18 protein-coding genes are annotated in these 19,795 nt (G+C 71.1%); 7 read left to right on the forward strand and 11 right to left on the reverse strand.

Annotation, left to right across the window (positions count from 1 at the left end):
* Positions 1-51 precede the first annotated feature (51 nt).
* From ACFZAT_RS27285 to ACFZAT_RS27295, 3 genes are all read right to left on the reverse strand, one after another.
* Complete coding sequence (locus ACFZAT_RS27285) at positions 52-846, reverse strand: GDSL-type esterase/lipase family protein (protein WP_391268140.1); 795 nt, start codon at positions 844-846, stop codon at positions 52-54.
* Between the two features lie 160 nt (positions 847-1,006).
* The gene (locus ACFZAT_RS27290) at positions 1,007-1,534 is read right to left on the reverse strand and encodes a VTT domain-containing protein (RefSeq protein ID WP_391268141.1); all 528 of its coding nucleotides are present in this window, start codon (positions 1,532-1,534) and stop codon (positions 1,007-1,009) included.
* Positions 1,531-2,262 carry a methyltransferase gene (locus tag ACFZAT_RS27295; protein ID WP_391268142.1) on the reverse strand — a complete coding sequence of 244 codons (732 nt, stop codon included), beginning with the start codon at positions 2,260-2,262 and terminating at the stop codon, positions 1,531-1,533. The genes ACFZAT_RS27290 and ACFZAT_RS27295 overlap by 4 nt, the downstream gene beginning before the upstream one ends.
* 132 nt (positions 2,263-2,394) lie before the next feature.
* Here ACFZAT_RS27295 and ACFZAT_RS27300 point away from each other — a divergent pair, with 132 nt between their 5' ends.
* Both ACFZAT_RS27300 and ACFZAT_RS27305 read left to right on the forward strand, forming a co-directional pair.
* Entirely contained in the window at positions 2,395-3,534 is a 1,140-nt protein-coding gene (locus ACFZAT_RS27300; protein WP_391268144.1) for a histidine kinase, read from the forward strand.
* Positions 3,531-4,181, forward strand: a complete 651-nt coding sequence (locus ACFZAT_RS27305) for a response regulator (protein WP_391268145.1) — start codon at positions 3,531-3,533, stop codon at positions 4,179-4,181. The genes ACFZAT_RS27300 and ACFZAT_RS27305 overlap by 4 nt, the downstream gene beginning before the upstream one ends.
* A 48-nt stretch (positions 4,182-4,229) precedes the next feature.
* On the opposite strand, the gene ACFZAT_RS27310 is transcribed toward ACFZAT_RS27305, so the two are convergent.
* On the reverse strand, positions 4,230-6,302 hold the full coding sequence (locus ACFZAT_RS27310) for an alpha-galactosidase (RefSeq protein WP_391268146.1): 2,073 nt from the start codon (positions 6,300-6,302) through the stop codon (positions 4,230-4,232).
* Between the two features lie 102 nt (positions 6,303-6,404).
* Between ACFZAT_RS27310 and ACFZAT_RS27315 the strand changes: the two genes are divergently transcribed.
* The gene (locus tag ACFZAT_RS27315) at positions 6,405-7,619 is read left to right on the forward strand and encodes an ROK family protein (RefSeq protein WP_391268147.1); all 1,215 of its coding nucleotides are present in this window, start codon (positions 6,405-6,407) and stop codon (positions 7,617-7,619) included.
* Between the two features lie 142 nt (positions 7,620-7,761).
* Positions 7,762-8,736, forward strand: coding sequence for an alpha/beta hydrolase fold domain-containing protein (locus ACFZAT_RS27320; RefSeq protein ID WP_391268148.1), 975 nt, complete (start codon positions 7,762-7,764; stop codon positions 8,734-8,736).
* A 60-nt stretch (positions 8,737-8,796) separates the two neighbouring features.
* Here the strand turns inward: ACFZAT_RS27320 and ACFZAT_RS27325 are convergent, their stop codons facing one another.
* The gene (locus ACFZAT_RS27325) at positions 8,797-10,251 is read right to left on the reverse strand and encodes an endo-1,4-beta-xylanase (protein WP_391268149.1); all 1,455 of its coding nucleotides are present in this window, start codon (positions 10,249-10,251) and stop codon (positions 8,797-8,799) included.
* Between the two features lie 407 nt (positions 10,252-10,658).
* Between ACFZAT_RS27325 and ACFZAT_RS27330 the strand changes: the two genes are divergently transcribed.
* Positions 10,659-11,303 carry a hypothetical protein gene (locus ACFZAT_RS27330; RefSeq protein ID WP_391268151.1) on the forward strand — a complete coding sequence of 215 codons (645 nt, stop codon included), beginning with the start codon at positions 10,659-10,661 and terminating at the stop codon, positions 11,301-11,303.
* A gap of 50 nt (positions 11,304-11,353) precedes the next feature.
* Here ACFZAT_RS27330 and ACFZAT_RS27335 read toward each other — a convergent pair whose 3' ends face one another.
* The 6 genes from ACFZAT_RS27335 to ACFZAT_RS27360 form a co-directional block, all read right to left on the reverse strand.
* Complete coding sequence (locus ACFZAT_RS27335; RefSeq protein ID WP_391268153.1) at positions 11,354-13,012, reverse strand: catalase; 1,659 nt, start codon at positions 13,010-13,012, stop codon at positions 11,354-11,356.
* A gap of 146 nt (positions 13,013-13,158) precedes the next feature.
* A complete protein-coding gene (locus ACFZAT_RS27340; protein ID WP_391268154.1) occupies positions 13,159-13,404 on the reverse strand; it encodes a DUF6480 family protein in 246 nt (81 codons plus the stop codon).
* Positions 13,405-13,500: 96 nt separating this feature from the next.
* Positions 13,501-13,767 carry a DUF4235 domain-containing protein gene (locus ACFZAT_RS27345; RefSeq protein ID WP_391268156.1) on the reverse strand — a complete coding sequence of 89 codons (267 nt, stop codon included), beginning with the start codon at positions 13,765-13,767 and terminating at the stop codon, positions 13,501-13,503.
* Positions 13,764-14,231, reverse strand: a complete 468-nt coding sequence (locus ACFZAT_RS27350) for a DUF3618 domain-containing protein (protein ID WP_391268157.1) — start codon at positions 14,229-14,231, stop codon at positions 13,764-13,766. The genes ACFZAT_RS27345 and ACFZAT_RS27350 overlap by 4 nt, the downstream gene beginning before the upstream one ends.
* Complete coding sequence (locus ACFZAT_RS27355; protein ID WP_391268158.1) at positions 14,228-14,644, reverse strand: phage holin family protein; 417 nt, start codon at positions 14,642-14,644, stop codon at positions 14,228-14,230. The genes ACFZAT_RS27350 and ACFZAT_RS27355 overlap by 4 nt, the downstream gene beginning before the upstream one ends.
* Positions 14,645-14,919: 275 nt before the next feature.
* Positions 14,920-16,470 (reverse strand): polysaccharide lyase family 1 protein, encoded by a 1,551-nt coding sequence (locus ACFZAT_RS27360; protein ID WP_391268159.1) that lies wholly within the window; start codon positions 16,468-16,470, stop codon positions 14,920-14,922.
* 620 nt (positions 16,471-17,090) lie between these two features.
* On the opposite strand from ACFZAT_RS27360, the gene ACFZAT_RS27365 reads away from it, so the two are divergent.
* Both ACFZAT_RS27365 and ACFZAT_RS27370 read left to right on the forward strand, forming a co-directional pair.
* On the forward strand, positions 17,091-18,005 hold the full coding sequence (locus ACFZAT_RS27365; RefSeq protein WP_391268160.1) for a diiron oxygenase: 915 nt from the start codon (positions 17,091-17,093) through the stop codon (positions 18,003-18,005).
* 21 nt (positions 18,006-18,026) lie between these two features.
* Positions 18,027-19,661, forward strand: coding sequence for an FAD-dependent oxidoreductase (locus ACFZAT_RS27370; protein WP_391268162.1), 1,635 nt, complete (start codon positions 18,027-18,029; stop codon positions 19,659-19,661).
* The last annotated feature ends 134 nt before the right edge of the window (positions 19,662-19,795 follow it).

Raw genomic sequence — 19,795 nt, forward strand, 5'->3', positions numbered from 1 at the left:
GGCTCCCGGGGCGCACCCCGGGAGCCCCGCACCGCTTCGGCCCGTCCTGCCTCAGTCCTTCGCGGAGAGCGTCGGCAGGTAACCCTGTGCCTGACCCTTCGCGTTGGGGTGGTAGCTCTCGTGCACGGGGATCCGCGTGCTGTTCAGCCACCAGTCCGCCGAGCAGATCTCGTGATTGGTGAAGGCGCCCCGTACGTCCCCGAAGGCGAAGCCGTGTGCGGACGCACGGCCGGAGACGACGGAGTCGATGGTGTCGGCCGCGCCGTTGATCGCGCTGCGGCTGGTGTCGCTGATCCCGAAGGAGCAGGAGCCGCCGATCTTGTACAGGTGCGGGTAGCCCAGCACCACCACACGGGCGTTGGGCGCCCGGTTGTGGATCTGCGTGTACACCTGGTCCAGCCGGCCGGGAAGCTGGCCGGTGGCGAAGCTCTTGGCCTTGTTGACGGCGCCGACGCAGGCGTCCGTGCCCTGCAGTACGCACGTCTGCATGGCGTCGGCGAAGCCCGCGTCGTTGCCGCCGATGCTGATGCTCACCAGTCGCGTGGACGAGTTGAGCGAGCCGAGCTGACCGTTGATCACATCCTGGGTGGTCGCTCCGGAGCAGGCCGCGAAGACGAACGACGACGGGCTGTTGGCCGTGGCCCACAGCTGGGGGTAGGCGTGGGGGCTGCGGTGGCACGATCCGCTGTCTCCGGTGTAGTCGCCGGCCCCCTCACCGGACGAGTAGGAGTCGCCGAGGGCCACGTACGGTCCGGTGGCGGCGGAGGCCGGACCGGCCCCCAGCAGCAGCGCGGCGGTCGAGAGCAGGGCGAGCAGCGTTGCGGAGAGGGCATGTACGGGTCTCACGAGACCTCCAGGGGCTCGATCGCGCGAATCGGATTGACGTGTACGCGTCACATCACTTCTATGGCACGGCGAGAATCCCGGGAAGACCCTGAGCAGGATTTTGTTGTGTGTTGAGTGAAAGATCAGCTGATATCAGTGGATAGAGGGACTTTGCGTACGCCTAGAAGGTGAGGGTGAGGACGTGCCGCAGGGAACTCGCCGCCGCGTACCCGGCGCCCGCCTCCGCGACCGTCCACATCAGTGCGGCAAGGGCGCTGAACGGAGCGATGCGCCGGTAGGGCAGGCCGGTGGCACCGGCCAGGTGAGGGGTGAGGGTGCGGACGACGGGCACGAAGCGGGTCAGCAGCAGCGCCTGTCCGCCGCGCCGGGCCATGAGCCCTTCCGCCCGCCGCCAGGTGGCGGCGGGCACGCGCCGGCCGACGGCCGTGGTGCGCAGCCGGGTGCCGAGCAGACATCCCGTGCGATGGGCGAGGAGGTCTCCGGTGATCACCGCGCCGGTCACGACGGCGATGACCAGGGAGAGCCGCAACTCCCCGGTGCGGGCAAGGGCCCCGGCGGTCAGCAGCAGCGTGAGGGTGGGGACGAACGCACCGATCAGGAGAACGGACTCCGCGAGGACTCCCGCCGTGAGGATGAGATAGGCGGCCGGGGCGGGCACACCACCGAGCGCCGTGGACAACGCGTTCACCGGTCGGCCCGAACGGGCGCTCGATCGGCGAACGCGTCCGGGGACACGGCCTCGGGCCGCCGGAGCTGCCATACGCGGGCCGGCGGAAGGTTGGCCCACACGGTCCAGCGCCCCGTCGCGTAGCGGCGGTGGTAACCGGTCATGATCTCGTCGACCTGCTGGTGGCGGCGGAACTCCGCCCGGCTGGACAACAGACTCCGCGCCGTACGCGTACCGAGATACGCGAAGTAGGTGAGGGTGCCGCCCGGGCGGAGCAGTTCCAGGTACCGGTCCATGACCGCCGCGGCCTGGCGGGGGGTGAAGTTGGTGAGCGGAAGTCCCGAAACGATCACGTCGTAGCGGCGGCTGGTGTCCAGTTCCTCGACGAAGCCCTGATGGACACGCGCCCGCACGGCTCCCCCGGCCAGGTGCGGATGGTGGTGTACGAGGCGGCGCAGCCCTTCCGTGAAGCGCGGGTTGGCGTCGACGACGTCGAGGCGGCTGCCCGGGCCCAGCTGCGGGATGACGGCGCGGGTGACCGCTCCGGTGCCGGCGCCGGCCTCCAGAACGGCCAGGGGCCGGCCCTCGGCGGCGCGCAGCGGATCGGTGAGCGCTCGTGCCAGGGCCTTGCCGCTGGGGGCGACGGCACCGGTGGTGCGCAGGTCCCGTGCGGCCTCGATGAGGAACATCCAGCCCTCGGCATGGCGCTGCGCGAGGACACGGTCGTGTGAGTTGGTCCAATCGTCCATGGATTCGACGCTATGGAGCGGGACGCGCCGGGGAGTCCGCCGATGTGTGACCGCTCTGCCCTACGAAAGTACGGGGTGCGGGTGGCGGAAGGGCGGAGTCCGCGCGCCGGCGGTCCGCCTAGGCTCTGGCACGTGAGCTGGAAAGAGCGGCCCTCATGGAGGGCGTACGGGCGCTGGGGCCTCGTGGTCCTGCTGACCCTGGCCGCCGTGCAGAACAACGCCTCCACCTCGGGCGGCCGGTATCTGAGCCTGCCGAGCGCAGTGGCGCTGACCTGCGGTGCGGCGCTGGTCGTGCGCCGCGGGCCCTGGTACGTGGCCCCGGCGCTGACCACGGCCGCGGCCTCGGTGTGGGGGTGGCCGATGCTGCCCCTCCTGCTGCTGGCACTCTTCGACCTGGCCGTGGCCCGTCCTGCCCGGATCGCGGTGGGGTGCGCGGTGATCGCGCTGGCCGCAAACGTGGTCACGAAGCCCGCGGTCTCGCTGTGGACGCCTCAGCAGTACGGCTCCAGCCTGTTCCTGCTGCTCGCCGTGGTCGGCGGGATGTGGCTGGGCGGCCGACGCCGTCTGGAGCAGGCCCTGCACGTCCAGGTCGAGCATCTGCGTATCGAGCGGGAGCTGCGCGAGAGGGCCGCCCGGGCCGGCGAGCGGTCACAGATCGCCGCCGAGATGCATGACGTACTGGCCCACCGCCTGAGCCTGATCGCCCTCCACACGGGCGTGCTCGTCACCCGGGCGGACGACCTGCCCGCCCCGGTCGTCGAGCGGCTGTCCCTGCTGCGGACCGCCTCCACCGACGCGCTGGCCGATCTACGGGATGTCCTGGGCGCCCTGCGCGACACGGAGCCCTCCGCGCGCCCCGCCCCGCCCGTGCTGCGGGAGCTGGGCGAACTGGCCGAGCAGGCGCGCGCGGCCGGACAGCAGGTGGACGTCCAGGTGATCGGCGAAGCGGAACAGCTCCCCGCGGCCCACCGTCTGGCCGTGTACCGCATCGTCCAGGAAGCGCTGTCCAACGCCCGCAAGCACGCCCAGGGCGCCCCGGTCCGCATCCGGCTCGACTACGGTCCGCCCGCCACCCTGGTCGAGGTCACCAACGCCCCGGGGACACCGGCCACCGGCATCGTGGACTCCGGCTTCGGCTTGGTAGGACTGAACGAAAGGGTCAACGCCCTGGGCGGAGACCTCCACGCCGGGCCCGGCGGCGCCGGCGCCTGGCGGCTGGCCGCCCGCATCCCCCACCCCTCCGGCACCGAGAAGAACGGCTCCTCCACATGATCCGCGCCCTGATCGCCGACGACGACGCCCTGGTCCGCCTCGGCCTCGCGGACCTCCTGGACGGCGACGACGGCATCGAGGTGGTCGCCCAGGCGGCGGACGGCCTGGAGGCCGTCGCACTCGCCACCGCCCACCGCGTCGACGTCGCGCTGGTCGACGTACGGATGCCGCGCATGGACGGCATCGCCGCGACCGCCCGGCTGCGGGCCCTGCCCCACCCGCCGGGCGTCATCACGCTGACCACCTTCGACCTGGACGAGTACGTGTACAGCGCGCTCGCGGCCGGGGCCGACGGCTTCCTCCTCAAGGACACCGACCCCGCCGAGATCCTGCGTGCGGTGCACCTGGTCGCCGCCGGGTCGGCGATGCTGCACCCCAGCGCCGCCCGCCGTGTCATCGACCGCTTCCACCGGACCGGCCGGCCCGAGGCCACTGCCGCCCGCTCCCGGCTGGACCGCCTCACCCCGCGCGAGCGCGACGTGCTGGCCCTGCTCGCCCAGGGGCAGACCAACGCGGACATCGCCGGCCACCTCCACATGCGGGAGAGCACCGTCAAGGCGCACGTCAGCCGCATCCTCACCGCGCTCGACGTCACCAACCGGGTCCAGGCCGCGCTGATGGCCCGGGACGCGGACCTCACCCCCTGAGGCGCCCCGGGGCGTCACCCGGCCGTGCCTCGTGGTGCGGGGACACGGTCAGCGGACGCGGACCGCGTGCAGGACGAGCGCGGACTCCGGGTGCGGGCGCGGGAGTGCGAGGCCGATGCCGGCAAGGAACTCGCCGGTGACCTCGGTCTGTTCCGGGGACGGGCGAGCAGCCGGGTGTGCCCCGTTCCCGGAGGGCGGGGGGCCGACCGGTGCGAGCCGGTAGACGCCTTCCGGGTCGAGGCCGGTGAAGCGGGCCCGGGACGGGATCTCCGCGCGGGTCGCGGTGAGCTGGACGTACGCGAGCAGGGCCTCGCTCCCGTCGGGGGCGACGACGGCGGTGAGCGAGGCGGCGTCGTCGTCGGGGCTCTCGTGGCGGAACAGGCGGCCGGTGTGCAGCAGGGTGCGGTGGCGCTTGTACGCGGCGACCCAGGCGGCGAGTTCGGTGCGCTCGGCGTCGGTGGCGGAGGTGATGTCCCACTCGATGCCGAAGTGCCCGAACAGGGCGGTCGCGGCGCGGAAGGCGAGGGTGTGGGTGCGGCCGGTGCTGTGGCAGGTGGTCGGCCCGACGTGGGCACCGGTCAGTTCCAGCGGCAGCAGGAGGTTGGTGCCCCGCTGGATCTCCTGCCGTTCCAGGGCGTCGTTGCAGTCGGAGGTCCAGACGCGGTCGGTGTGCTCCAGGATGCCGAGGTCCATGCGGCCGCCGCCCGAGGCGCAGCTCTCGATCTCCACACCGGGGTGGCGCCCGCGCAGCTCGTCCAGGAGCCGGTAGGCGGCGGTGGTCTGTTCACGGACCGCGGCGCGGCCCTCGTGGCCGGGTTCGACGAGGTCGCGGTTGTGGTCCCACTTGAGGTAGGCGATGTCGTACGTGGAGAGCAGGGTGTCGAAGCGTTCCAGGAGGTACGCGTAGACCTCGGGGCGGCACAGGTCGAGCACCTGCTGGTTCCGCCAGTCCGGCGGCAGCCGGTCGGCGGCGTGCAGCGCCCAGTCGGGGTGCTCCCGCAGGAGCCGGGAGTCGGGGTTGACCATCTCCGGTTCGCACCACAGGCCGAACTCCATGCCGTGCGCCCGGACATGCTCGATCAGCGGGTCGAGGCCGTCCGGCCACACGTCCGGGTCGACGTACCAGTCGCCGAGCCCCGCGGTGTCGTCGCGGCGGCCGAGGAACCAGCCGTCGTCCAGGACGAAGCGCTCGACACCCACCTCCGCCGCCCGCTCGACCAACGGCATGAGGCGCCGCGGGTCGTGGTCGAAGTAGGTGGCCTCCCAGTTGTTGAGGACGACGGGGCGCGGGCGGCCCTCCGGGTCGGGGTGGTGGGCGCGGGAGCGCAGCCAGTCGTGGAAGCGGGGCGTGAGGCCGTTGAGGCCGGCCCCGGAGTACGCGGCGCAGAGCCAGGGCGTCACGTACTCCTCCCCGGGTGCGAGGGCGCACTCGCCGGGCAGGAGCAGTTCGCCGGTGCCGATCACGCAGCCGGTGTCCGGCATGCGTTCCGCGTAGTAGCGCTGGTTTCCGCTCCACGCGAGGTGCACCGACCAGATCTCGCCGTCGTCCCAGCCGAAGCCGGGCGTGCCGACGGACAGCAGGGCGGGGCTGTCGTGGCCGGGGCGGCCCCGGCGGCTCTCCCGCAGATGGGTGGCGTGCCCCAGCGAGTGGCGCTGGGGCTGGCGCTCCTTGGCCCACCGGCCGGTGAAGTCCATGGCCTCCAGCGCGCGCGAGGGAATCGGCAGCACCGGTGTCAGCTCGTCCAGCTGGTAGGGGTCGGTGCCGGTGTTGCGCAGGCCATGCCGGAGGCGCAGCAGTCCGGAAGGGGTCAGTTCCAGCTCCGCCCGCCACTCCAGCAGGCTGTGCGGGTCCTCGGCGCGGACGGTGATCCTCGCGCCGTCGGCGTGGACGGTGCGGGCTTGGGTGAACGAGGGCGACCAGGCCGTGCCCGCCCGGTGGCCGATGAGCCCCGGGCGGCCCTGGTGGACCTGGGCGTTCAGCGGGAGGAGCGAGGTGCCGGTCACCGTGTCGCCCAGCATCCGGGCGGTGACGTCGGAGAGTGCTCGCCCCCAGTGCAGGACGCGCCCGTCCGTCTCGTCGACGACCAGGCTCACCCCGGCGGCAGTCAGGTGAACGGACATGTGCGACCACCCCGTACTTTTAATTAGACCCTTTTAATAAAATGGACTGCGGTAGGTTTGCAGGCCATGAGGGACACGTCAAGAGGCGGAGTGGACTCCGCGATGGTGAGGCAGCTCAACGCCTCACGGGTGCTGGCGGTCCTGCGGGCGGCACCCGAAGTCCCTTGGTCGTCCAACGACTTGGTAGCGGCGACGGGGATGTCCCGGCCCACCGTCCTGGCCGCCGCCGGTCATCTGGTGGACCTCGGCTGGGTCAGCGGGTCCGTGAGCCGCGCCCCTGCCGGACGCGGCCGTCCCTCCCGCGCGTTCGCCCTTCGCCGTGACGCCGGGTACGTGCTGGGCGTGGACATCGGCGCACGGACGGTCAGGGTCGCGGTGGCCGATCTGGCCGGCCGGGTCATGGCCGAGGACGAGCACGCCTTCAGCGATCCGGGCATGCCGTCCGGTGAGCGGCTGGAGGCGGTGACCGGGACGGCCACCGGCGCCCTGGAGCGGGCCCGCGTCTCCGGCGAGCGGCTGCTCGCCGTGTGCGCCGGATCGAGCGGCACGGTCGGAGCGGACGGGACGGTCCGCGTCCGCTCCGGCATCCCCGGCTTCGTGGGCGTCAATCTGCCCGACGCGCTCGCCCGGGTCTTCGACTGCGCCGTCGTCGCGGAGAACGACTGCAATCTGGCCGTCATCGCGGAGCGCTGGCTCGGGGTCGCCTCGGACTCCGAGAACGTGGTCTGCATGCTCGCGGGTGAACGGCTCGGGGTCGGCATCGTGGTGCACGGCGGCCTGGTGCGCGGCCACGGCGGGGGCGCAGGTGAGCTCGGATTCCTGAGCCTGATGGACGGCTTCACCGCGGCCGAGGGGCTGGCCTCCCGCGCCCGGTCGGAGGGACGGCGCCGTGTGCAGGCCCTGGCCGCGCGGCACGCCGGCCGCCTCCCCGAGGACATGCCTGGCGCGGTGCTGCACGCCCTGGCGGGGGGTGACGCGGCGCGGGTGGACGCCCCGCTGGTCTTCGAGGCCCTGCGCGCGGGCGACACGGCGGCGCCGGAGCTCCTGGAGTACGTGCTCGGCCCGGCCGCCCGCGCCATCGCGACCGTCTCGCTCCTCCTCGACCCGGAACTCGTCGTGATCGGCGGCGCGGTCGCCGACGCCGGTGACGTGCTGCTGCCCCCGCTCGAAGACATGGTCGCCCGGCTGACCGAGGCTCCCCCGAAGCTGGCGTTCTCCCCGTTGAGCGACCGCGCCGTCGTGCTCGGCGCGGTCCGCCTGGCCCTGGACACGGCACAGGCGAGGTTCCACGATCGGCTGGTCCCGGCCCCCGGGTGACCACCTGCGCGGCCCCCGCGTTGCGAAGGGCGGAGTCGGCGCGAACGATGGACGAGGGCCCGAGGCCCGAGGTGGGGGGCTCAGTCGCGGCCCGCGCGGTCGCGCGTACAGGGCGTTCGCACGCCCATGACTTGGAGCGGACATGACCGATCTTCCTCCTCCGATCACCCCGTACCTGGAACCTGCGGCGAAGGAGCTGTGCGAGGCGACCGATCCGCATCCGCGGATCTACGAGGTCCCCCCGGAGAAGGGCCGGGACATCCTGCTCGGCCTGCAGAGCGACGCGTCCGTCCCCCGTCCCGAGGTGGACGAGGAATGGGTCGACGTCGACGCCGGCGAGTGGGGCACGGTCCGTACCCGCATCATCCGGCCCGCCGGGTCCACCGCTCCGCTGCCGGTGGTGTTCTACATCCACGGAGCCGGGTGGGTCTTCGGGGACGAGAAGACCCACGACCGTCTCTTCCGCGAGCTCACGGTCGGCGCCGGGGCGGCCGGCGTCTTCCCGGTCTACGACCGCGCGCCCGAGGCGAAGTACCCCACCCAGGTCGAGCAGAACTACGCCGTGGGGCGGTGGGTCCTGGAGCACGGCGCGGAGCACGGCCTGGACACCTCGCGGATCGCCGTCACCGGCGAGTCGGTCGGCGGCTGCATGTCCACCGTGTTCGCGCTGATGAACAAGGAGCGCGGCGGGATCGACCTCAGGGCCCAGGCCCTGCTCTACCCGGTGACGGACGCGGGTTTCGACACCCCGTCGTACCACCAGTTCGCGGAGGGCTACTACCTCACCCGCGACGGCATGAAGTGGTTCTGGGACGCCTACACCACCGACACCGCCGAGCGCGCCGAGCACCACGCCGCACCGCTCCGGGCCTCCCTGGACCAGCTCAGGGGCCTGCCCAGGACCCTCGTCATCACCGATGAGGCCGACGTCCTGCGGGACGAGGGCGAGAGTTACGCGAACAAGCTGCGCGAGGCCGGGGTGGACGTGACCTCCGTCCGGGTGGCGGGCATGGTCCACGACTTCCTGCTCCTGGACAGCCTGCGCGACACCCGCGCGGCCGACGTCGCCCGCAAGCTGGCCGTGGACTTCCTCCACGGGGCGCTGCACGGCGACTGATCCGAACGACGGACCGGCCTCCTCCCCCGGCGGGCAGGAGGCCGGTGGTGTGCGGCCGTATCAGGAGGTCAGGGTCCAACGCTGGTTGCTGCCGCTCCCGCAGGAGTAGAGCTGGATTCTGGTGCCGTTGGCCGTACCGGTGCCGACGGCGTCGAGGCAGAGCCCGGACTGCACGCCGACGACGGTGCCGTCCGAATTGAGGCGCCACTTCTGGTTGTCGCCGCCCCAGCAGCTGTAGATCTGGATCCTGGCGCCGCTGCCGCTGCCCCCGGCGTCCAGGCACTTGTTGCCGTAGACCCTCAGCTCCCCGGCGGCGGTGTGCTCCCACTTCTGGTTGGCGCCGCTGCCGCAGTCGTACAGCTGGACCGCGGTGCCGTCCGCCGTGGCGGAGTTGGGCACCTCCACGCAGCGGCCGGAGCCGACGCCCTTGAGCTGGCCGCTCTGCCCGCCCTCCTCGCCGCCGTCACCGGGTCCCGTGGGCGAGCCGCCGTTGAGGGCGTTCAGGACGGAGGTGTACGCCGCCTTCTTGCTGCCGTCGTTGTTGAACAGCAGCGGTGTGTCCCCGGAGCGCCAGGAGTCGCTGTCGCGTACGCCCCATACGGTGATGCCGAGGCAGCGCGAGACGGCGAGGCAGTCGTTGACGACGTTGGCGTAGGTCGAGGCCGAGGCGCCCTGGATGTCGAGCTCGGTGATGGCCACGTCCACGCCGAGGGCGGCGAAGTTCTGGAGAGTGGTCCGGAAGTTGCTGTCGTACGGGCTGCCGCTGTTGAAGTGCGACTGGAATCCGACGCAGTCGATCGGCACACCGCGCTGCTTGAAGTCCTTGACCATGCTGTACATCGCCTGGGTCTTCGCCCAGGTCCAGTTCTCGACGTTGTAGTCGTTGTAGCAGAGCTTGGCGGCCGGGTCGGCGGCGCGCGCGGCGCGGAAGGCGGCCTCGATCCAGTCGTTGCCGGTGCGCTGCAGGTTGGAGTCGCGGCGGGCGCCCGAACTGCCGTCGGCGAAGGCCTCGTTCACGACGTCCCACTGGGCGATCTTGCCCTTGTAGTGGCCCACCACGCCGTTGATGTGATCGGTCATGGCCTGGCGCAGCGTGCTGCCGCTGAGGCTCTGCATCCAGCCCGGCTGCTGGGAGTGCCAGGCGAGGGTGTGGCCGCGCACTTTCTTGCCGTTCTGCACCGCCCAGTTGTACACGCGGTCGGCGTTGGTGAAGTTGAACTGCCCCCGCTGCGGCTCGGTCGCGTCGATCTTCATCTCGTTCTCGGCGGTCACCATGTTGAACTCACGCGAGGCGATGGAGGTGTACGCGGAGTCGCCGAGCTTTCCCGAGGCGATGGCGGTGCCGAAGTACCGCCCGCTCTGCGCCGCGGCGGCGCCGAGAGTCGTCTCGGCGGCGTGCGCGTCCGACGGTGCGACCAGTGCGGCGGACGCGCCCAGGACGCCGACGAGCAACGCCGGCAGCAGTGCGCGGAGCGGCCGGCTGAGAGCCGGTCGCGGAAGGGCGTAGGAGCCCATGGCTGTGCCTCCTCGGTAGGGAAATCACGGAAGGGCCGAAGCGCGGCGGGCCGCATGGCCCGCTCAGGAACGGATGATTGAGGTTTTGACCGTGGATCGTCAACACTTCGGTCAAAGAATGTTTCAGTTTATCTTTCGAAATATTTCGAAACCCTTCACTGCTGATTTTCAGGGCCCCAATACCGCGTGGTCTTGGTTGTGAACGCCATCATTCACGGCTTTCAACACCCCACACCGAGTCACTCTCGAAACATTTCGAGCCTCGCGGGGAACACGTGGTCCCATGCCTGTCCGCGCTGCGTAACGGTACGGAACGGGTGGCGCGGAACGTCCGGGTCCGGGCGCACACTGCCCGTGCGTCCTGCATTGGACGCACACATCGCGTGTGCGGAACATCGGGGGAACTGATGCGCGGAAAAAGGAAGTTCTACGCACTGGGGCTGGCCGTCGCGGCCGCCCTGGCCATCACGGCGTGCGAGCCGGGCGGGGGCGACGGGGACGCCGGTGGCGCGGCGAGTCCGTCCGCGAGCGCGCCGGGGAGTCCGTCGACGAGCGCACCGGCGAGTCCGTCGCCTGCCGCACCGCCATCCAATGGCGGGAGCGGGTGGCAGTACGAGGACCGGCAGACGCCCCCGGAGGGCTCGGTCTGCGACCACGGGGGCCAGGGGCCCTACGGCTCGGTCGAGTCCGTCAGCTGGGGCGGCGAGAGCCCGACGGTGATGGGTCTGGTCTTCGGCATGTACGAGTGCGACGGCTCGGACTTCACGTTCCAGCCGACCAGTGCGACCGGGGCGGCGACGCAGGTGCGGATCGACACCCGGCACCTGAAGGTGGTGCTGGACGGCGCACTCGCGAAGGACATCGGGACGAAGACGCCGTCCGTCGACCTGTTCCTCGACCGGATGGCCGCCATGCAGGACAACGGGCAGCTCAAGGGCCGTCAGGCACCCCAGTTCTACTTCCGCACGGACGTGCCGGACGACGACCCGAACTCGCTGCCCGACGACGAGCACCAGCTGATCTACCTGTACCAGATCATCGGCGGCAAGTAGGCGGATGAGGCCGGCCCTCCCGCGACGGACACGCGGCAGGGCCGGTCGCGTCAGCGGGTGACGACGTGGCGTTCGTCGGGGACGCAGTGGGTCATCCTCAGACCGGTGACGTCGCGCGCCGGATTGTCACCGAGGCGGGAGAGGCGCTCGCGGTCCCCGTCGGTGAGGGTCTGGCCGGGCAGCGGCTCCAGGCCCTTGACGTCCGCGGGGGTGATGCGGAGCCCTTCGCCGATCTTGAGGCCCAGCTCGTTCTCCACGAGCAGGAAGTGCCAGACCATCCGCTCCTGGACCGGCCGGTCGCACTGCGAGAGCAGGTCGACGAGGTTGTGCACGAGGTCGTCCCGCTCCCACTGCTCCATCAGGAGGTAGCGCTGGCCGGCCTGGAGGTAATCGTTGGTCCGGGGGATGCGCTTGCGGGTGAGCCGGCCACGCACTTCGGGGCCCACCTCGTCGTGCACGGGGTAGTGCGCCTCGCGCAGACCGCCCGTGATGGACGGCTCGTAGTTGACGATCGGGTTACCGCCGCCGCCGTCCACGTGGTAGGTCATCAGGCCGTCGCGCTGGTTGGTGCGCACGGTGGCGTTCTTGGCCTGGTTGACCGGCAGTTGCAGGTAGTTGGGCCCGACCCGGTATCGCTGGGTGTCGCTGTACGAGAAGGTGCGGCCCACCAGCATCTTGTCGTCGGAGAAGTCGAGCCCGTCGACCAGCACGCCGGTGCCGAAGGAGATCTGGTCGTTCTCGGCGAAGTAGTTCTCCGGCATCCGGTCGAGGACCATCCGGCCCACCGCCCGGGGCGGGAAGTCCTGCTCGGGCCAGGTCTTGGTGTCGTCCAGCGGGTCGAAGTCCAGCTCCGGGTGGTCGTGGTCGTCCATCAGCTGGACGAGCAGTTCCCACTCCGGTTGGGCCCCGCGCCCCACCGCCTCGTACAGGTCCTTCGTGGCGTGGCCGAGACTGTCGGCCTGTACGTTGGCCGCGTCCTCCTCGGTCATGCTGCGCACGCCTGCCTTGGGCATCCAGTGGTACTTCACCAGGAAGGATTCACCGGACTCGTTGACCCACTTGTACGTGTTGACGCCGAAGCCCTGCATGTGGCGGTAGTCCGCGGGGATGCCGCGCGGGCTGAACAGATTGACCAGCATGTGCATGGACTCGGGCGTCTGCGACATGAAGTCGAAGATGCGCCGGGGCTGCTGCTCGAACGTGACGGGGTCCGGCTTGAGGGCGTGGATCACATCGGGGAACTTGATCGCGTCCCTGATGAAGAAGACGCCCAGGTTGTTGCCCACGAGGTCCCAGTTGCCGTCCTCGGTGTAGAACTTCACCGCGAAACCGCGCGGGTCGCGCGCCGCCTCGGAGGAGTCCCGGCCACCGATCACGGTCGAGAAGCGCACCGCGACGTCCGTACGCTTGCCGCGCTCCTGGAAGAGCTTCGCGCGGGTGAAGCGGACGATGGGCTCGTCGCCCAGGGCTCCGTACGCCTCGAAGTATCCGTACGCGGTCACGCCCCTTGCGTGCACGACGCGTTCGGGGATCCGCTCGCGGTCGAAGTGGCTGATCTTCTCCAGGAACTGGTAGTTCTCCAGCGTGGCCGGGCCGCGCGCGCCGACGGTGCGCTGGTTCTGGTTGTCGTAGACGGGATGGCCCTGCCGGTTGGTGAGCGTCTCGCGCTCGTCTCCGGCGGCGGGGCCCCTGCTCGATACGTCCGTCACGTGCGTCGACTCCTTCGGAACATGTACGTATGCGCCTGTTCCTCAAGCTATGCGACGTTTACGCACCCGGCAGGGCGGGCCGCCCCGGGCGGGCGCGCGGACACGGCCCGCCCGGATTCGGCCGTTCGGGTCGCCCCTCCACCGTGTCAGAGCAGCAGGATGATGGCGTACACGAGGAAGAACGCCGCGATGAGCAGCGTCACCCCGATGATCAGCGCCATCGGGGCCTTCGCCCAGCCCTTCGGCGGGTTGTACGTGATGTCCTCGGGGCCCGCCCCCGACAGACCGCTCTCGGGGGGCGGGGTCTCCCCGGGCGGCACCGCGCGGCGGGGCTCCGGTCCTGTGGTCTCGCGGGGTTCCGGATCCGGGTCCGGGGTCTGCGAAGGAGTCATGTGATCCACGTTCCCCGATGACCGGCTGGTTCGCCCGCCCACGGCCGGCGCCGGTGATCCGGCGCCGGCTCTCTCTCCCCTTGCCGCCGCGCCGCGTCAGCCCGGCCAGCTGCCCGTCAGGCGGCGGGCGCTCACCGCGCCGGAACGCTGTATCGCCGCCTTCACCACGGCGAAGATCGCGCCCTGGACAGCCGCGGCGAGCAGGATCTCCCGCCACCGGCGGTCCTCGTCCATGGCGTCGGGGGCGTCGCCCTCGCCTTCGACGACCTTCCACACCTGCTTGAACGCCATGCCCGCGAGCATGCCGCCGGCGGCGCCGAGGACGAGCCCGACCGGCTTGTAGGCGATCTTGGCCGCGTTCACCGGCGGTGGCTCCGGCTCCGGCGGACCAGGAGGACGGCGGCGATCACGGCACCGGCCGCGAGCAGCGGGGTGCGGTTGGCGCGGGCCGCGGTGGCGGCCTGGCCGGCGGTCTCGCGCAGGGGTTCGGGCGCCTTGTCCGCCGCGTACTGCCCGGCCCTGGCCGCGCTCTCGCGCACCTGGGCGGCGGCCTGGGCCGTCTTCTCCAGGACGGGGTCGGGGGTGCGTTCCTTCAGCTTCTGGGCGACGAGTGCCGCCGTGTCGCGCACCTGGCCGGTGGCCAGGGCGGCCTTCTGCGCGGTCTGCTGCTTCACCTCGGCCGTCCTCTCCTTCGCCTGCGCCTTGATGTCGGCCTTGGCGGCCAGTGCCTCGACGGTCATCCCGAGTTCGTCACGGGTGTGCTCGACCTGCCTGCGCAGATCCTCGGGGGTGGGATTGCCGTTGTCGGTCCGGTGCGTTTCGCTCATCGGTGTGCCTTTTCCTTGATCTCTGCCACATCGGCCTTGACGCTGTCGATGGCCTGCTCGGGTGCCGGCGTACCGGCCTCGGTGATCTGCCGCTTCGCCGCCAGGGCGGCGACGGCGGCGGCCGCCGCCAGCACCGCCGTGACGACGAGAGCCGCCGCCCACACCGGCAGCACCAGTGCGAGGGCGACGATGGACGTCGCCACCAGGGCCTGGGCCGTCAGGAAGCCCAGCAGGCCGGCGGCGCCGAAGAGGCCGCCGCCCTTGCCGTACCGCTTGCCCTTCTCGGTCATTTCCACCCGGGCGAGCTGCATCTCCTCCCGGACCAGTTCCGAGATCTGCCGCGAGGCACGCGAGACCAGCACGTTCACCGACTCGTCGGTGCCGCTGTGGGCCTGACGCTCCATGGTGCTCATACGAGGTCACCTTGCCTTCCTCGATCGTCCGAATCGCGGGCCGCGCCCATCCGTCCGGCGCAGCGCCGCGTGTGTCGGTCCCGGCACGCGTACCCGGTGATCGGCAGGACACCCCTGTGCATCGCTGCTCCGTCCGGCGGCCGGGTTGTCCCCGGACACGCGAAGGGCCGGCCCGGGGAGGGTGGTAATCCCCGGACCGGCCCGGCCGCGCGGAAGGGTCCTGGAGCCTTTCGTTTGGATCAGGCGCGAGCCCAGCATGATCGGCGAGACGCCCCCTAGCGCGCGTACGTCTCGAACTCGGCGATCCTCGGTGTGCCACTGGCCGAGGTGATCTCGAAGGTCATCTTGCGCAGGGAGGTGGCCGGGATGGTGATGGTGCCGGCGCCGCTGCCGGTCTTGAGGACCGCGCCCGTGTCGGCGTTCAGCAGCCGCCATGAGCCGGTCACGCCTTGGGCGCCCGCGGCCTCGCGGATGGTGACGGCGGAGACGGTGGTGGCGGAGCCCCACTTGACGGAGACGGAGCCGGTCGAGCCGGCCGGGGACCAGTAGGTGTTCAGGTCACCGTCGCGCACATTGCCGTAGCTGGTGCCGCTCGCCTTGCTGGAACCGTCGGCGCCGGCGCCGAGGCTGAGGTTGGTGCCGGCGGGTGTGGTCGGATCGGTCGGGTCCGTGGGATCGGTCGGGTCGGTGGGATCCGTCGGATCGGTCGGGTTCGTCGTGGAGCAGTTGCCGTCCGAGACCTTGAGTCCCTTGTTTGCGCCCGCCGTGCCGGTCACGATGGCGGGCACGCAGGAGGAGGCGTCGAGGGTGTAGGCGTACGGGATGCTCACCGTGGTGTTGGACTGCGGGTTCGGTCCGGCGGGGTGGTTCTCGGTGCCGGGCGAGGACCAGGTGACGTTGTCGAAGGTGTTGCCGCTGACCTGCCAGTACCCGGTGGTGTCGGTGTAGAAGGTGCCGAGGACGTCCTTGGAGTCCTTGAAGTAGTTGTTGTCCACCTTGGCGTGGGCGCCGGCCCGGGAGTTGATCCCGGACTTGTTCAGCTTCACGTAGTAGTTGTTGTAGATGTGGGCGATGCCGCCGCGCAGCAGCGGGGTGCGGGAGTCGACGTTCTCGTACAGGTTGTGGTGGAACGTGACGTAGCCGTTGTCGAGCTGGGTCTCGCTGGACCCGATGAGGCCTCCTCGGCCGGAGTTGCGCAGGGTGCTGTACGACAGCGTCACGTACTGGGTGTTGTCCTTCATGTCGAAGAGGCCGTCGAACCCGTCGTCCTCACCGCCGGACGCCTCCAGGGTCGCGTGGTCGACCCAGACGTTGCGGACGTCGCTCTCCATGCCGATGGCGTCGCCGCCGTTGGAGGTGGGCGAGCCGGACTTCTTGACGTTCTTGACGGTCACGTTCTGGATGATGATGTTGCTGGACTGGCGTATGTGGATGCCCAGTTGATCGAAGACGGCCCCACTGCCGACGCCGACGATGGTGACGTTGCTGATCTGCTTGAGCTCGATGACACCGGCCGCCGTGTTGCAGCTGTCGCCGGACACCTTGGCGGTGTTGGCGTGGTTGATGGTGCCCTCGACCTCGATGGTGATCGGGGTGCTGCTGCTGGCCCGGCCGCACAGGGCCTGGTGGATCTGGGTCCCGGTGGTGGCCCGTACGGTCTGCCCGCCCGCGCCGCCGGTGGTGCCGCCGTTCTGGCTCGCGTAGCCGGTGGCACCGCCCGAGACGGCGGCGGACGCCTCGGGCATCGTCAGGACCGCTCCGGCCGCGGCCGCCAGGGCCATCGTGGACAGCGCCGCAGAAAGTCTCAGTGCGACTGGTCGCCTCATGTTCGTTCCCATTCGTCGTCGGTTCACGGGTGCTGGAACTGCTTGCGCGGACGTGTTCCGGGAGCCGGTTCCGCGCACTGCGGTGGTGCGGGCAGTCCGCGGCCGTGCCGCGGTGTGACGCCTGCCGTCGTGCGACACAACGGGGAGAAAGCGCTTTCTGACCGGAGAGAATAGGCATGTTGATGAGGGGAGGACAAGAATGTGAACACCGAAAGAAGGCGCTTTCTTGAATTGGGCACGACAAGGCCGTGACGTTCGCGGCCCAATCGGGTCGTAACGACGACGGGGGCTCCCCTTGTCCGGACAGCCGGCTGGACAGCAGTGACGGCCACGACCCGCACCCCGGGCGGCCCTCGGGCACGCGCGGCACCCTCGGCCGGGCGACCGGGTATCGACCCGCACCAACCCGGCGACCGCGTCCGCACCGTGGAGGGAACGTGCGAATTTCCTACGCGGGGGTAGTGGGCGCCCGCCTCTTGCTATACCTTCCGTCTAACAGCTTGCTAGACGTCGCGTCTAACAAGCGAGGGCAGCGTCCGACGGCCGGCGATCTCATCGGGCCGTACCCGATGAGGGCCGGACGACGCCGGGGTCGATCTCTCGAGTCAAGGAGCCGCAGCATGGCAAGCAGCACCGTTCGGCCGGAGGACCAGGACCGGGCCGCCGAGCAGGACGTCGCCCGGCGCCTGCTCGATTCGTCCGCGAAGCTCTCGTACGACCCGGCCACCGAGGTGGACTGGGACACCCCCCTGGACACGGACCACCACGGGGCCAGCCCCGAGTGGAGCACGCTCTACGCGACCGCGTACTGGCAGGAACTGACGGAGGCTCAGCGCAAGGCGCTGACTCGCCAGGAAGCCGCTTCGGTCGCCAGCACCGGCATCTGGTTCGAGATGATCCTCCAGCAGATGGTGCTGCGCGACATGTACGCCAAGGACCCGACCGACCCGCGCTTCCAGTGGGCGCTGACCGAGGTCGCCGACGAGTGCCGGCACTCGATCATGTTCGCCCGGGGCGCCGCGAAACTGGGCGCTCCGGCGTACCGGCCGCGCCGCCCGGTGCTCGAACTGGGCCGCGCTTTCAAGACCCTGGCCTTCGGCGAGGCGGCGTACGCAGCGATCCTCGTGGCGGAGGAGGTGCTCGACGTGATGCAGCGCGACTGGATGCGTGACGAGCGCGTCGCGCCGTTCGTCCGCACGATCAACAACATCCATGTGGTGGAGGAGTCCCGCCACATGAAGTTCGCCCGCGACGAGACCCGCAAGCGCCTGCGCGACGCGGGCCCGGTGCGCCGCCACCTCAACGCGCTCGTCGTCGCCATCGCCTCGTACTACATCGTCACGAGCATGGTGAACCGGGACGTCTATGCGAACGCCGGTCTGGACGCCGCGCGGGCGCGGGCCGAGGCGAAGACCAATGAACACCACAAGTCCCTGATGCGGTCCAGCTGTTCGGGGCTGATGGAGTTCCTGGCCTCGGCACGTCTGCTGACGAAGCCGGCCCTGTTCTTCTACAAGCGCGCCGACCTGATCTGACCCGAGCCGAGAGCCCGAGCCATGACCTACGCCATCACCCAGACCTGCTGCAACGACGCCACCTGTGTGGCCGTGTGCCCCGTCAACTGCATCCACCCGACGCCGGAGGAACCGGACTTCGGCCGTACGGAGATGCTGTACGTCGATCCGGAGACCTGCATCGACTGCGGGGCGTGCGCCGACGCCTGCCCGGTGGACGCGATCTTCCCGGTGGACAGCCTCTTCGGGGCGCGCAAGGAGTACGTCGCCATCAACGCGGCCTACTACGCGGACCGGGAGCCGGAGCCCGCCGCCGGGCCCAACTTCCATGCCTGGGGCGCCCCTTCCTTCGAGCGGAGCCTGCCGTCCGACTTCGCGCCGATCCGGGTCGCGGTCGTCGGCACCGGGCCCGCCGGGATGTACGCGGCCGAGGACCTGCTGCTGCACACCAACGCCGAGGTGACCCTGATCGACCGGCTTCCGGTGGCCGGCGGGCTCGTCCGGTACGGCGTGGCGCCGGACCACCCGGGGACGAAGGGGGTCGGCGAGACCTTCGCACGGTTCCACGCCCACCCCCGGGTGCGGATGCACCTCGGCGTCGAGGTCGGTACGCACATCTCGGCCGAGGAGCTGGCGGCGCACCACGACGCGGTGGTCTACGCGGTCGGGGCGGGCGCCGACCGCCGGCTCGCCGTCCCGGGCGAGGACCTGCCGTCGAGCATCGCGGCGACCTCGTTCGTCTCCTGGTACAACGCGCATCCGGAGGTGGCGCCGGACGCGGTGGACCTGTCGGGGGCCGAGCGGGTGGTCGTCGCGGGGAACGGCAACGTGGCGCTCGACGTGGCGCGCATCCTCGTCGCGGACCCGGCGGGGCTCGCCGGCACCGACATCGCCGACCACGCGCTGGCCGCCCTGCGCGGCTCCGGGGTCCGCGAGGTCGTTCTGCTCGGGCGGCGCGGTCCGCAGGACGCCGCCTGCACGTCGTCCGAGTTGCTCGCGCTCAAGCATCTGCCGGGTGTGGAGCTGGTGGTGGACGACCACGATCCGCGCATCGGCCCCGCCATCGAGGGCGCGGCGTCCGGGAGCGCGGCCGCCGTGCTGCGGGGCGTGCGCCGGGAGTCCGTGGACTGGGCGTGCCCGCCGGCGGAGGGGCGGCGCATCGTGCTCCGCTTCCACTCGGCACCCGTGGAGATCACCGGGCGGGACGATGTGGAGGGCGTCCGGGTCACGGCGGCCGGGGGCGAGTCCGCGATACCGGCGCAGTTGTTCTTGCGGGCCATCGGGTATCGGGGGCTCGCGGTTCCCGGGCTGCCCTTCGACGAGGCGACCGGCACGGTGCCGCACGAGGGCGGCCGGGTGGCGGGCCGGCCCGGCACGTATGTCGTCGGCTGGATCAAGCGGGGGCCCTCCGGGGGCATCGGTGCCAACCGCACCTGCGCCGCCGAGACGATCGGCACGCTGCTCACGGACGCGGTCGCCGGTGCGCTGCCCTCACCGGCGCACCCGGCCAAGGCGTTCGGCCGCCTGGTCCGGGGCCGCGCCCGCCAGGTGGTCGACGCCCGCGGCCTCGCCGCGATCGACCGCGCCGAACGGGCGCGGGGCCGGGACGGCGGACGCCCCAGGGTGAAGTTCGGCACGGTCCCGGAACTGATCGCGGCGTCGAAGAGCCGCCGCTAGGCCGCGCGGCGCGGCGGTGGCGGGCCCAGGGGGTCGCCGCTAGGTGTATTGACCACGAGCGTTGTTAACTCGGATCAGGTCTTGATCATGACGAAGACCTCCGGTGTGGTGGAGGTGTCTAGGCTCCACACCGC

Source organism: Streptomyces sp. NPDC008163 (assembly GCF_042956885.1).
Taxonomy (GTDB): Bacteria; Actinomycetota; Actinomycetes; order Streptomycetales; family Streptomycetaceae; genus Streptomyces; species Streptomyces drozdowiczii_A.